Annotated in this window: 10 protein-coding genes and 1 pseudogene; 4 read left to right on the top strand and 7 right to left on the bottom strand. The window is 68.7% G+C overall.

Annotated elements, in window-relative coordinates; all coding sequences use genetic code 11:
• Positions 1-86: 86 nt before the first annotated feature.
• Positions 87-1,271, bottom strand: a complete 1,185-nt coding sequence (locus tag J7E89_RS20095) for a DUF418 domain-containing protein (RefSeq protein WP_214975454.1) — start codon at positions 1,269-1,271, stop codon at positions 87-89.
• 271 nt (positions 1,272-1,542) lie between these two features.
• Positions 1,543-2,658, bottom strand: a pseudogene (locus J7E89_RS20100) (histidinol-phosphate transaminase); the annotation flags it as partial.
• 233 nt (positions 2,659-2,891) lie between these two features.
• Here J7E89_RS20100 and J7E89_RS20105 point away from each other — a divergent pair.
• Positions 2,892-4,217 (top strand): S1 family peptidase, encoded by a 1,326-nt coding sequence (locus J7E89_RS20105; protein ID WP_214975456.1) that lies wholly within the window; start codon positions 2,892-2,894, stop codon positions 4,215-4,217.
• A gap of 90 nt (positions 4,218-4,307) precedes the next feature.
• Here the strand turns inward: J7E89_RS20105 and J7E89_RS20110 are convergent, their stop codons facing one another.
• From J7E89_RS20110 to J7E89_RS20130, 5 genes are all read right to left on the bottom strand, one after another.
• Positions 4,308-5,855, bottom strand: a complete 1,548-nt coding sequence (locus J7E89_RS20110; RefSeq protein WP_214975458.1) for a nickel transporter — start codon at positions 5,853-5,855, stop codon at positions 4,308-4,310.
• Positions 5,852-7,273: a lipopolysaccharide assembly protein LapB gene (locus J7E89_RS20115; RefSeq protein WP_214975460.1), complete on the bottom strand. Its 1,422-nt coding sequence runs from the start codon at positions 7,271-7,273 to the stop codon at positions 5,852-5,854. The genes J7E89_RS20110 and J7E89_RS20115 overlap by 4 nt, the downstream gene beginning before the upstream one ends.
• A 113-nt stretch (positions 7,274-7,386) precedes the next feature.
• A complete protein-coding gene (locus tag J7E89_RS20120; protein ID WP_214975462.1) occupies positions 7,387-8,937 on the bottom strand; it encodes a DUF4331 domain-containing protein in 1,551 nt (516 codons plus the stop codon).
• 350 nt (positions 8,938-9,287) lie between these two features.
• The gene (locus J7E89_RS20125; protein WP_214975464.1) at positions 9,288-10,562 is read right to left on the bottom strand and encodes a HAMP domain-containing sensor histidine kinase; all 1,275 of its coding nucleotides are present in this window, start codon (positions 10,560-10,562) and stop codon (positions 9,288-9,290) included.
• A gap of 14 nt (positions 10,563-10,576) precedes the next feature.
• On the bottom strand, positions 10,577-11,230 hold the full coding sequence (locus J7E89_RS20130; RefSeq protein ID WP_214975466.1) for a response regulator transcription factor: 654 nt from the start codon (positions 11,228-11,230) through the stop codon (positions 10,577-10,579).
• 291 nt (positions 11,231-11,521) lie between these two features.
• On the opposite strand from J7E89_RS20130, the gene J7E89_RS20135 reads away from it, so the two are divergent.
• The 3 genes from J7E89_RS20135 (at position 11,522) to J7E89_RS42070 (ending at position 13,834) form a co-directional block, all read left to right on the top strand.
• Positions 11,522-11,746 (top strand): MbtH family protein, encoded by a 225-nt coding sequence (locus tag J7E89_RS20135; protein ID WP_214975468.1) that lies wholly within the window; start codon positions 11,522-11,524, stop codon positions 11,744-11,746.
• Positions 11,747-12,323: 577 nt separating this feature from the next.
• On the top strand, positions 12,324-12,953 hold the full coding sequence (locus tag J7E89_RS20140) for a hypothetical protein (RefSeq protein WP_214975470.1): 630 nt from the start codon (positions 12,324-12,326) through the stop codon (positions 12,951-12,953).
• Positions 12,950-13,834 carry a peptidoglycan-binding domain-containing protein gene (locus tag J7E89_RS42070; protein WP_214975472.1) on the top strand — a complete coding sequence of 295 codons (885 nt, stop codon included), beginning with the start codon at positions 12,950-12,952 and terminating at the stop codon, positions 13,832-13,834. Before J7E89_RS20140 ends, J7E89_RS42070 begins: the two co-directional genes overlap by 4 nt.
• Positions 13,835-13,836: the final 2 nt, after the last annotated feature.

Below are 13,836 nucleotides of genomic sequence, written 5' to 3' on the forward strand. Positions count from 1 at the left end.
CGGCCAGGGCATGTGGGGAAGGGGCCGGGAGAGCGAATCGCTCTCCCGGCCCCTTGCCGTTCAGCGTCCGTGCCGGCGGATCGCGTTCAGCGTCGCAGGACCCACCGCTGTGCCGACTCCAGTGGGCCGTACCGGAAGCGCCGTAGCCACAGCGTTGCCCCCACCATCAGCACCACGCACACCGCGGCCCACAGTCCCATCACCCACCACGTGTGGGCCGACCCGGTGAACCGGGTCGCGAGGCCCAGTCCGAAGCCGTACGAGACCACCACACACAGCACGTTCTGCAGCACATAGCCGGACAGGGCCATCCGGCCGACCGAGGTGAGGCCGGTGGTCAACGGGCCGGGTCGCCGCACCTGGTCCACCACTGCACCGATCAGGCCGATGTAGCCGACGGCGACCAGCGGCGCGGCGCAGTAGCGGCCCAGCAGGAACCAGTCCTGGCCCGCCATCGCGACGGCCGCGGTGAGAGGGATTCCCAGCCCCAGCCCCCAGCGGAGCATCCGGGCGCGGAGTCGTCGCCCTGTTTCGTCCGCGCCGAATGCACCTGCCCGGAACAGCCGCACCCCGAGCAGGAAGAGAAAGACCAGCAGCCCGAAGGAAAGGACTGGCTCCAGCCGCAGGGCGAGCGCGTTCTCCAGCCGGAAGGACACTTGGTCCGGGTAACTGCCGTGCGCGTACAGGTCCACGACCTCGCGCGAGACACCGCCCCCGCTCTCCTGGCCGGCGCCGGCCTGCACGAGCACCGCCGTGAGCAGGCCCATGACGGCCAGGTGCAGCCCGGCCGCCCACCACATGACCCGCCGCCGCGCCCGGTCCGACCGGGTCAGCAGCCATGCCACGAGCAGCGCGGTGACCGCGTACCCCATGAGTACGTCCCACGCGAAGACGAGAACGAAGTGCAGGGTCCCCTCGGCGAACAGGAACAGCGCCCGCCGGCGGTAGCGGCCCGGCCAGGGCCGGCCGTGCCGTGCCGCGGAGTCGTACTGGATCGCCAGACCCACTCCGAACAGGATCGTCAGCATCGACAGGAACTTCCCGTCCGCCGCCACTCGGAACAGTAACTCGGCGACTGCCGGTACGGTTCCCTGGCCGCTCCCGCCGGTCCCGCTCTGCAAGATCCCCCACTCGGCACCGGGAGCGGTGAAGATCCACACGTTGGTCATCAGCGTGCCCAGGATCGCCACCCCGCGCAGTACGTCGAGCAGGGCGAGGCGGCTGCCACCGGCGCCGGACGTCGAGACAGTTGAGGGCAGGGTTTCGGTCATGTCCCCATGGTCGGGGCCTCTCGCCCGGCCCTCGTCGTGAGCAAGGACGAACCCGCGCTACATCGAAAGATGCACTGGGCCCGCATCAGGCCGGGCTGACGAGGCGGTCCACCGCTGCGGTTCCCGACGTATAGCCTCGGGCCATCGCCCCGGGCAGCACGGCATTGGGGGGCCGGCTCTGCACCTGCGCCGGACCGAGGTCATGGGCGGAAGCCGTCTGCTGACAGTCCCTAGCGAGCATCAGCGCCGGCCCGGGTGTCTGCGGAAGCTGCCCGTACAACACCTGCTCGAGCGCCGATATCAGCCGAGCCACATCCTGCTGAGGGCGTACCACGAGCCGTAGGAAGCGGCTGGAACTGCCGACTTTGTTGGCGCAGTCACGCACCAGCACTCCGTGCTCGGAGAGCAACCGGTCGCGCAGAACCGTCCCGTCCGCGCCTTCCGGCAGCCGTACGTAGACGAAGTTGCCCTGTGAGGGATAGACGGTCAGGCCCGGGAGCTGGGAGAGGCACCAGGTCATCTCCTCGCGGTCGCGGCGCGAGCGCTGAATGCTGTCCGCATACTCCTGGCGGTGTCCCTTCAGCATGAACACCACTGTCTCTGCGAAGGAGTTGAGATTCCACTTCGGCAGAGCGGCGCGCACCTTCCCCGCGAGCCCGGGATTCGACACCAGGTAACCGAAGCGCACACCGTGCAGCCCGAAGTTCTTGCCCAGACTGCGCAGCACGATCACATTCGTCCGCAGCACCGCCTCCGCGGCGACGCTCGGTTCCGGTTCGGCGTCGGCGAACTCCAGGAAGGACTCATCGACAACCACCAGATCCAGGTCCTGGAGTGCGTCGAGGATCGCGAGGACCTGATGCTTGGGCAGGTAGCCACCGTCGGGGTTGTTGGGGTTGCAGATGACTGCCGCGCGGGAGCCACGCGTCCGGATGAACCGTACGAATGATTCCGGATCCAGGCCGAAGCCATGTGCTTCCGGCAGCAGGAGCATGTCGACGCGCTTGCCGGTTTCCATCGGCTGGTCGGTCCACCGGCCGAAGGTGGGGACGGGCACGGCCAGCGACTCGTGAACGAGCAAGTGGTCGATCCACGTGATGAGTTCCGTGGAGCCGTTCCCCATGGCGACGGTCTGCGGGTTGAGTCCGAGCACCTGGCACAACTCGGCGGTGATGGTGTCCGCACTGCTCGGGTAGTACGTCAGGATCTCGCGGAGCCGGCTTCCGAGTTCGTCGAACATCTCGGGAGTGGGGAAGTACGGGTTGCAGGGAATGCAGAAGTCGGTGATCTCGCCGGCCGCGCCGGCCCCTGCCCGGTTCAGGGTGAAGTACGAGGGACTGTGCGCGGTGGACGCGCGAAAGAGCGCGGTGACATTGGTGCCGGCCATGAACTGCCTCCCCTGCGTGCGTAGGCCCGTACCTGTGCGAAGGGACCCGCCCCTGTATACGGACGGTGGTGGGACGGCGTTCAACCCATGAGGTGGGTGAGGAAGTGGTGGCCTCGCGCGACCGGCCAGTGCTGAGTGAACAGCGTCGTATGACGACCCGTATGTAGCAGGGACCGCTTCCAGCGGCTCCCGGCGTTGGTGACGTCGTGTCGGAACGGCTTTGAGGGTGTCGGATGAGACATGCACGACGCAGACTGCAAAGGCTCGCGCGGCTGGCAGCCGTCGGTGGACTGCTCAGCGGCGGTCTGATGATGACGACCGCGATGGCGAGCGAACCGGCCACTCGGGACGGAGACGAGGGCGGCACCGTTCAGCCCGCCGAGTTGGGCGCGAGTCTTGTCTCGCGGCTCGGCACATCGCGTACCGCAGGCAGCTGGATCGGCTCCGACGGGCAACCGGTCGTCGCAGTGACCGATGCGGACGCGGCGGTCGAGGTCGGTCGGGCGGGAGCACGTGCCAAGGTTGTCCGCCACAGCATGCGACAACTCCGCTCGGCCACCGATGCGCTGCGCGCTGCGCCCCGAGTGCCGGGCACCGCATGGGTGGTGGACTACGCGTCCAACGAGGTCGTGGTGCATGCCGACAGCACAGTCTCAGCCGGAGACTGGTCACGCCTGTCCGGCCTTGCCGACCAGATCGGCGGCTTCGTACACATGCAGCGGACCGCAGGGTCCTTCACCACCAGGGCCAGTGGTGGCGATGCGGTCTTCACCGGCGGTGGGCGCTGCTCCGCAGGATTCAACGTCACCAACGGCCAGAACGACTTCATACTGACGGCGGGTCATTGCGGTTCCGTCGGCACCACCTGGTTCCAGGACGCGCAGGGCGCCGAACGGATCGGCACCACGACGGCCAGCAGCTTCCCCGGCAACGACTTCTCGCTCGTCGAGTACGAGAACGGTGACGCCTCCAGTGGCAGGGGCGTAGTGGGCATCGGCGGTGGCCGGGAAGTACGGATCACCGCGGCCGCCGATCCCTTCGTCGGCCAGCAGGTCTTCCGCAGTGGCAGCACTACGGGCGTGCGTTCAGGCCGGGTGACCGCGTTGAACGCGACGGTGAACTTTCCCGAGGGCACAGTGACGGGACTGATCGAAACGACGGTCTGCGCCGAACCGGGCGACAGTGGTGGCCCGCTGTTCGCACAGGGGCTGGCGCTCGGGCTGACCTCGGGCGGCAACGGCGACTGCACCACCGGTGGTCTCACCTACTTCCAACCGGTGACCACGGCGATGGCAGCCCTCGGAGTGAGCGTGGCCGGCGCCGCCACAACGGCCGAGGACGGTAGCGGCGCGGCCTTGCCACCGGCTGTCGCCGGCACGTCTGTTCCGGGAGTGGCAGAAGGTGCGACGCTACCGGCCGGAAGCGTCTCCCTGCGGACCCTGGTACCGGGACTGGTGGTCGTCGCTGTGAGTCTTCTGGGCCTGGTGGCCACCCGCTGGATCCGGTCGGCTCATGACCGCAGAAGCTATCGGAGGCACTACTCCCAGGTCTGGGGCTGATCGGGGGCGCGGCGGCCGGACGGACCTTCAGGTCTCGTCTCGTCCGGTCGCCGCGCCCGTGGCGCGCCCTGGATCCTTGTGCTGGGTGTCTTAACTGAGCGCTGTCGCAGCCCCTCTGAGCAACAATCCACACCCCAGCATGAAGACGACGGCGGCCGTGCCGAGCGGGGCCGCGCGCTGAGCACGGGAGAGAGCCGCCCGGCCTCGCAATCGCCGGGTCAGCCTGCGCGTCACGGTCTCCCTCAACCGCACTGCCGCGAACCCGGCCGCCGCGAGCGTGAGCGCCAGCCCGGCTCCGTACGCCAGGACCAGCAGGAACCCGAACCAGGCTTGGCCGAGTGCAGCCGCTCCCACCAGGACAACTACGGCGGACGGACTCGGGACCAGCCCGCCGGCGAAGCCGAGGAGGATGATCCCGCGCAGGCCGGGGGCGGGAGGAGCGTGGGAGTGGCCGTGGCCGTGGCCGTGGCTGTGGTCGTGGTCGTGGTCGTCACCGTGGGCGTGAGTGCTCACCGGGCCGTGCGCATGGCTGTGGCTGTGACTGTGCCCATGGGGACGACGGCGCTGTCGCCACGCCCTGCGCAGCAGCAGCGCGCCCGCCCCCGCGACCAACATGCCGCTCGCGATGCCCAGCCAGGAAACAACGGTAGGCGCTGCCGCCGAGCCCGCGGTGATCAGTGCGCCCAGCGCGAAGACGCCCAGGGTGTGGGTCATGGTCACCGAAAACCCGAGGGCCAGCGCGTCGCGCAGAGAACTTCGGCCGCCCACCGTGGCGGCGGCCGCCATCATCGTCTTGCCGTGCCCCGGTGCCAGTGCGTGCATGGCGCCCAGCAGCAGGGATGCGCCGAGCGCGAGTGCGGCGAAACCTGCGGTCAGTTCGTGCCGGGCCACCAGCCCGGTCAGCGACTCCGCCCAACGGTCCGCCCCGCGCGGCAGCACGCCCGCTGCCGGGGAACCGCTCCTCTCGTCCTGACTTCCGGCGAGTGCCGGCCCGCCGGTACGTACCGTGAAGGCGGCGGACCGGATTTCAGGCGGCGTGAAGAGCTGATCGTCGGGGTACGCGGTCAGCCGCCGCGAGACGGAGTCCCTCGGCACGTCCGACCCCGACAACGTCATCCGGTCGCCTCGCGCCGTGATCTCCCGCCACCCTGCTCCGGTTGTGACAGTCGCAGGGTGGTACGCCAGGCGCATTCGCTCGTCACGCGGCAGCGGCGCCGTCAGCTCGCACGTTACGCGCAAGGTCTGCAACCCCGCCTGCCCTGGACGTACGTGAGCCTTCGCGCTTCCCGCCGAGACGGAGGCGACGTTCCCACCCCGTGATGCCCCGCCCGCGAGCTCGACCCGAGCGTCCCGTGCCGCCGCGTCACACCGCGACCGGGCCCATGCCGACAGTTCGGCCGAAGCGAGCCGATCGTCTCCGTCGGCGTCGATACGGGTCCGTTCCTGAGCGGCCGGAATCTCTGCCAGATCCTCGACGTGGTCCACTTCCAGCTCGCCCGGAGTGACGACAAGTCCGTCGTACTGATTGACGGTGAAGTTGCCGAGGGGGTGAGCCTGCGCCGCCTGGGCGGGGAGCAGGGCCAAGGCCGCTCCGGCCACCAGCGTGGCGAGAGCCGAAGCAGCGGTACGGCGATTCACGACTCCCCCCGAGGCCCGGAGAGTGCGGACTTCCCGGAGAGCACGGACTTCGCTTCGCGCGCCCCCGTGAGTGAGAAGCCCCGGTTCAGATCCAGCGCGGCACGCAGAGAGCGCCGCGCGGCCTTGTCGTCGCCGAGGGCGTGCTCGATCATGCCCCGGTGGAAGAGGAACGAAGCGTTCCGGTAGCCGGGTCTTTCGGCCGTCGCCTTCTTCGCGTACGTCAGCGCCTCCTGATCCTTGCCGTTCGCGTGGAGCGCCCAAGCGAGCGCGTCCGCCGTGTGGACACTCTTGCGGCGCGACCATTCGGCGCGCGCCGACTTCAATGCCTCCTCGGCGTCGCCGTGATCTGCCTCGATGAGAGCGGATTCGAGATCGGTGGCGACTCCGTTGGCGCGAGCCAGCCGGGTCCACGTACCGATGAGTGCGTGCTGTTCCTCGGCCCGCTCGGGTTGCCCGGCCGCTTCCTGCAGTTCGCCGAGTGCGGCGAGCTGACCCGGCAGCGGGTAGCGCCGTACGACCTCTTCGAGATCTCTCAGGGCTCGCTTCGTCTGCCCCTGCGCGGCATACGTACGGCCGCGACCCTCCAACGCCGGCACGTACTTGGGATCGGCGCGCACCGCAGTCGTGAAATGGCCCTGTGCTCGCCCGTACTGGCCCTGAGACCACGCCAGTTGGCCGAGTGACGTGGCGACGTACGCCACATCGGCGGGGGTGAACGCGGATTCCAGCGCACGCAGCAACACCTGGCGCGCCCTCTTCGCGTCACCGTGCAGCTCCAGCACGTACGCGTACCGGGTGAAGACCGGAATGCCGGGCCGGCGCCGGTCGGCGAGCTCAGCCGCTCGCAACGCCTCGTCGTAACGCCCGAGTTCCACCAGGGCGTCGACCCGGCTGGACAGCGCCCGCTCGCTGTACGGGTTCACGCGCAGCGCCCGGTCCGCCTGACCCAGCGCCGCCCCGAAGTCGTGCCGGGCAGCGGCGAGCGCCGCCCGCCCGGCGAGTGCCGCATCGTTCTCGCCGGGCGGGCGCAGCTTCAACGACCGCTCGAATGCCTTCTCCGCCTGCGGATACCGTGTCGGATCACCGCTGGTCCGCGCCTGCTCGACGTACGCCGTACCGAGCGTCGCCCAGCCCGTGGCGTCCTTGGGCTGCCGCTGGAGGTGCTTGTGCAGGGCGTCGATGCCCTGCGCGAGGTCCCCGGCCGTCAGCCGCTCGACGGACACGTCCGCCGCCGGAGCGGGTGTGTCCCGCCCGGTCCGGTCCGGGTCGCCGTCGGCCCCCATCGCCACCGAGGTGGCGGTGAGCCCCGCTGCCACCGCCACGACCACCGCGATCCGCCACCGCCGCGGCCCATGCCATCGCGCATGCCATCGCTCACGCGACCACACGGACTGCGGCTGCGGCTTCCGTACGAGCATTGCCTCTCGCCTTCCTCGGTTTTCTTTCGGGTCTTCTCTGTGGGGTGGCCCGGCCGCGCTGCGGGGCTGACCGGGCTGACGGACTACGCCAATGCGCGCTCTGCGGCCGGAGGTCAGCCGAGCCAGGACCGGCGTACGGGCTGACGACGCGAGCGCACGTAGGCCGTGCCGAGGCCGACGAGCAGTACACCCACGGCCCCTGAGGCGGCCGAGACGAGCATCACCGTGTTGTCGTCCCACGACGCGGTGATCGAGGACATCCCGCCCGTCAGGCCCGTGGCGGCTGCCTTGGTGTCTGCCTCCGCCGCCTTCTTGCCGTCGGAGCCGGAGGTGGGCAGGGCGACGTACGGGAAGCTGGTGCCGAACTTCTTGTCGTTGGCGTCGACCGCGTCACCCAGATCGTTCTTCGAACCGACGAGCTCGCCCTCGACGGCCTGAAGCGCGATGTCCAGCACGTCGTCGGTCAGCCGTCGTCCGTTGGGGAAGCCCGCGTTGTCGCCGTCCAGTACGCCGAGCCGCTTGGGCTCCGCGACCGGCTTGATGGAGGTGTTCAGGCGGAGCATCTCCGACGGTGTGACGTCCGGCGGCTGGTTGACGTCCTTGACCCCGGTCAGGAACACCGAGACGAGGTCGTTGCGCGGCTCCGCCGGAGCCTTGATCTTGTAGATGCCCTCGATGAGCTTCGGCAGCTCCGGTTCGGTGACGTTCTTGAGGAAGTCGCCGTCGTTCTCGGGGGAGGACGCGTTGAACTTGTCCTTGTCCTTCACCGGGTTGACGACCTCGTTGACCAGTGGCATGCCGAGCCGGGACACGCGTGTCCAGTGGCCGGAGGCGCTCTTGCGCTCCGTCGTCGAGTAGATGCCGACGACCGGCTGTTTCTCGGACTCGCGGATGTACGAGTTCGGCACCTGTAGGGCGATGGTGTTCACGTTGTAGCCCTTGAGGGTGTCGTTCCCGACCTCCGACAGATCACCGCCGTACAGCAGGTCGAAGACGCGCAGATCGAGGAAGAAGGGGTCGTCGGCCTGACCGGCGAAGGCCTTGAGCCCACCGGGGACCTTCTGCACCGCCTGGTCGCGCAGCTTCTGGTAGTCGGGCATCGACGCCTTGCCGACGTTCGACGGGGCGACCGGAAGGCTCTTCGCGAGCTTGTGCCGCGAGACGGTCTTGCCGTGCTCCAGCCGCAGCAGCTCGATGTCGTAGGTCTGGGTGAAGTTGAGGTCCGGGTCGTCCAGGCTCTCCACCGCACCGGTGTTATAGAGGAAGGTGTTCTCGTTCTTTCGGTGGTCCTTGAACGTGAACCGGTACAGCAGGTCGTCCTGGGCGTCACCGTCGCTGTCGACGTGGATGTCGTAGCGGGCGTCGTTGGCGAAGGTGTAGAAGTTCGGGCCGCCCGCCGGCTCCTGGAACGGCAGCCAGTTCGCCACCAGAGTCGTCGTGTCGGGGTGGTCGGGGCTGACGAACGCGTACACGTCCGTGTTGTCGAACTGCGGCTGCCCCGAGATCAGCGGCGCCTCCCGGTGGCTGGAGGCGGCCGCCGTCCGCGGCTCCAGCACGCTCACGCCGGCGGCTGCGAGTCCTCCGCCTGCCAGCGCTCCACAGGCGAGCAGGGCGATGCTCCCGCGACTCGGCCAAGCCCACACACTTCTGGTGATTACGGCCATCTCGTCCGTCCTTCATCCGTCATCTCGTCCGTACCGGCGTGCTTGTACGTCCAGTACGTGCGCCGAAGCCGTCTTGTTCGGTCTCGATGGCTGAAAGATCGGCGGTGTGCGTAACGGCATGTCTGACGAGAGCCGTCCGGGCGCGCCTCCGAGCCCGGACGGCATCAGTGTCAGCAAGCGCCGGACGGCCCGCATGGTCTCGGCGTCACCGCGACGGCGAACACCGGCAAGGTGGTCTCGCGGCTGAGCCTGTAGCTCAGGGCCAGGAGGCGCGTCAGCGTCGTTCAGGCTGGCCCGCGGCCGTGAACTCCGCCGTCACCGGCTTCTGCGCCGGCCCGGAGGGATGAGCCCTACCACGCCCGGGCCGTGGCCTGCTCCGGCCGGGGCAGGGCGGCCGCAGCGCGGTTGCTCACGTCGGGGAACGTGACGGTGACCGTCAGCCCGCCTCCCGGTCGCGCGCTGGTGGTGATGTCGGCGTCATGGGCGTCGGCGATGGCCGCCACGATGGACATACCCAGCCCGAGCCCTTCGGTACGCGCGGCGCGAGTGGCACCCAGCCGCTGGAAGGGCTGGAAGAGCTGCTCGATGGCGTTCGGCGGGACCAGCGGACCGGTGTTGGTGAGGGTGAGCGTCGCGCGGCCTTCCACCGTCCGGGTGGTCACGTCGATCCTGCCGTGGGGCATGTTGTGCCGGAGCGCGTTGTCGACAAGGTTCGTGACGAGACGCTCGGCGAGGTTACGGTGGCCGGCCGCCAGAGCCGGTGAGATCGAACAGCGGAACGTGATGCCCCGGTACCGGGCTTCGGCGCTCCTCGCCTCGACCACCTCATGCGCCATCCGGGCCAGGTCGAACGGTTCACGCACGTCGATGCCCCCCTGGCTCCTGGCCAGAGTGAGGAGCGCCTCGATGAGCCGCTCCTGCTGCGCCCCCGCGGCGAGGATGCGCTGGTGCGCCGCCCGCAGGGACTCCACGGTCGCGTCGGGATCGGACAGGCTGACCTGCCCGAGCGTCCGCTGACGGGCCAGCGGAGTGCGCAGCTCGTGCGAGGCGTTGGCGACGAACTGACGCTGAGCCTGGAAGGACGCTTCGAGCCTGCTCAGCAGTCCGTCGAAGGTGTCGCCCAGTTCCTTGAGCTCGTCGGCGGGACCGTCGAGCGCCAGGCGCTGGTGCAGGCTCGTCGCCGAGATGTCCCGGGCCGTCGCCGTGATCGTACGCAGCGGGCGCAGCATGCGGCCGGCGACGATCCAGCCCAGCACGATCGAAATCACCAGCATCAGGGCGAGCGCGATCCCGGACTGTACAAGCAACTCCTGCATGACGACGGCCTTTTGATGCGCCAGGATCTGCTCCGCCGCGTTGGAGAGCATCTCGGAACCGCTGCGCCTGAGGGGATCCCGAGCGCCCTCGGGCGGCGGGAGCGCGTCGCTGGTGCCCGGGGCCGGGATGAAGCCCTTGGCCGGCCGCGCGGAGACGGCGCGGCTCGTCAGGACGTACGTAACACCCAGCAGGGCGGCGCCGGACACGAGGAACAGCCCCCCGTACAGGAGAGTCATTCGCAGCCGCACCGTGCGGCGGGGCAGGGATGAGCGGGCGATCCGGCTCGTGAGCCGGGCGATGACCGACATGGGCGTCCTCAGCTTCAGATCCGGTAGCCGCTCTTGGCCACGGTTTCGATGACCGGCGGATCCCCGAGCTTGGCCCGCAGCCGACTGATCGTGATCTTCACGGCGCTGGTGAACGGATCGGCGGCCTCGTCCCAGACGCGTTCGAGTAACTCCTCGGCCGAGACGGCCCGGCCCTTGGAAGCCAGGAGCAGTTCCAGGACACCGAACTCCTTGGGCGCCAGCTCCAGCAGCCGGTCCCCCCGGCTCGCGCTGCGCCGGGCCGTGTCGACCACGAGGTCGCCGTGGCGCAGGGCGGGTGGCACGGCCGGATGGGCGCGACGAGCCAAAGCGCCGATCCGCGCGATCAGGACAGGGAAATCAAAGGGCTTGGGGAGATAGTCGTCGGCGCCCAGGCTGAGCCCGTCGACCAGATCCGTCGCCGTCGCCGCCGCGGTCAGCATCAGCACCCGGCTCCGGCACCCGGCCGCGATCAGCTCGGCGCACACCTTGTCGCCGTGCATCCCCGGCAGGTCCCGGTCGAGCACGATGACGTCGTAGTCGTGGAACAGCGCTCGCTCGAGACCGTTCGGACCGTCGAACGTCACGTCGACGGCCATCTGCGCACGGCGCAGACCGACGGCCACTGTCTGGGCCATCTCCTCGTCGTCCTCCACAACGAGCACCCGCACAACCCGTCGCCCCCCTTCGTCTTCTCGTCTTCGTCGATGCACAGCTGGACGGCCGGCCAGGAACACCTTGACCACCTCATCCAGTATGTTCCCCACCCTCCGGTTTCCTCAGGGTTTCACCGCGAGGCCGTGTGCCCGGGCCGGCGACCGTGACGATTCGGCCGTACTTGTTATTCCCCGCGGCAGGCAAGCTATTTACGGGAATTGGCGTCCAAGTGCTCAAACTTGTCGTTCCCCGGGTGCCCGACTACGGTCCTTCATGTCTTACGCGGTCAACTCAGGGGAGTGGTTATGGCTAACCCGTTCGATGACGAAAACGGCACCTTCCTCGTGCTGGTGAACGACGAAGGCCAGCATTCGCTCTGGCCCGTCTTCGCCGACGTCCCGGCCGGCTGGAAGGCCGTATTCGGAGAGGACACGCGAAAGGCCTGCCAGGAATACATCGAGGAGAGCTGGACCGACATGCGTCCGACAAGCCTTGTCGAAGAGATGAAGACGCACGAAGCCGCCCGGTAGACCAGCCCAACCACCACGAAAAAGGGGAGATCAGGCCTGGCACGGCATGGGTTTCGGCCCGGGTGAGCGAGGGGCTCGTTTCACCGGACCGACCGTCGAGGCGGTCGAAGTGGCCCTGCTGGCCGTTCTCGACGGCTACCCCCTGCATGCGGACACCCCTGAAGGCGGCCCCAACGCGGAGAAGCGGACGAAGGTCAGACTGCTTTCCGAGATCCGCAAGGTCAACGACAACAACGTTCAGCTCCTGAAGAATTTCACACCGGGCCTCTTCCGCGGTGACCTGCTGCTTTTCGTCGCGGCAGAAGGAAGGCCGGACCACTCGCCCGCGGTGGAGGCTCCCGACAGCTGGGCCCCCTACATCGACGGCGCCATAGACATTGCGAGAAGTTCTCGCCGGCAGGCGCGCCCCCGCCGGGGAGTTAGCAGCCGGCCCGGGCGCCGCCGGGCACCTTGCCGGCCCCGGTCCGCCGCATCGAGTCGATGCGGCGGACCGGGGCTTCTCCATGCCAAATGCCGGTGAACGGCCGCCCGGTGGAGCGAAACCTTGGTGAAACCGCTGCCTCCGTAGAAAGGAGTCATGCCGGAGAACCAGCGAGCAATGGAGACGAAGATGGTAGTTACCGCCATCGAGGGCACCGACCCGAAAGCGGGACGGAACGGACGGTTGCGCCGGAGCGGCGCGATGGCCGCTCTGCTGATGAGCGTCGCGCTGGTCGCCGGGGCCTGCTCCGGCAGCGACGAACCGAAGGAGACCGTGGCGGAGGTGCCCGGTTCGGAGTCGGAGACTCCCAAGGCCACCGGGAAGGAGGACGTGCTGGCGTACGCCAAGTGCATGCGCAAGAACGGCATGCCCGACTTCCCCGACCCGCAGCCCGGTGGCGGCCTCGGCCTGCCGCCCGGGACGGACCCCAACTCGCCCGAGTTCAAAAAGGTCGAGGACAAGTGCAAGCACCTCATGGGTGGGGACCAGGAGAAGCGGAACGGCGACGACACCTGGTCCGCGGCCGACAAGCTCAAGTACTCGAAGTGCATGCGTGAAAACGGCGTGCCGAAGTTCCCGGACGCCGACGCGAACGGTGGCTGGCAGTTCCCGGAGACCGGCGGCGACGTCGATCCGCAGTCGCCCCAGTTCAAGAAGGCAGAGAAGGCATGCAAGAAGTACCAGCCGCAGAACATGCAGAGGACGGGATCCGGGAGCGGCTCGTGAGCACCTCGCAGACCCTGGAGGAGAACGCGGCTGCCGGCTCCTCCGAGGACAACGACGGCCCTCCTCGTCGCCGGCGGCGCGGACGTGTCCTCGCCATCGCGCTGGTGGTTCTGGTCGCGGCGGGCGTGGGCGTCGTCATCGCCGATCCCTTCGGCACCAAGACGAAGGACGCCACGATTGAGAACGGCACCCCGACCGCGACAGCGAAGGTGACCAAGGGAACCCTCTCCGCCCGGACCCTGGAGAACGGGACGCTGGGATACGCCGGCGACTACCAGGTGATCAACAAGGCCAGCGGCACGGTCACCAAGATGCCTGCCGTCGGCCAGGTGATCAAGCAGGGCAAGACGCTCTACCGGGTCGACGGAGAGCCGGTGATCATGCTTTACGGCGGCTATGTTCCGGTCTACCGGGCCCTGTCCTGGGGGACCGAAGGCGCTGACGTCAAGCAGCTCAACGCCGCACTGGTCGCCCTCAAATACGCCACCAAGGACGAACTCGACCCCGATTCGGACTACTTCGGCCGGCAGACCTACAACGCCCTCCTGGAGCTGCAGGACGACGTGGGCCTCGAGGAGACAGGAGATCTCCCGCTCGGACAGGCCGTGTTCATGCCGGCCAAGGAGATCAGGGTCACCAAGGTCACCGGAGTGGCCGGCGCGGCGGCGGGCGGTGGCGCGAGCCTGATGCAGGCATCGTCCACCGACCGGGAGGTCACCGTCGAGCTGAGCGCCAGCCAGCAGGCCGACGTCGCGGCCGGTGACAAGGTGACCATCACGCTGCCCACCGACAAGACCATCGACGGTGTGGTGTCGGCGGTGGGCAAGGTGGCGACGAAGGGGACGACCAGCCGACCATCGACGTCAAGATCAGACCGCTGAAG

The organism is Streptomyces sp. ISL-100, from assembly GCF_018614615.1.
In the GTDB taxonomy this organism is placed as follows: domain Bacteria; phylum Actinomycetota; class Actinomycetes; order Streptomycetales; family Streptomycetaceae; genus Streptomyces.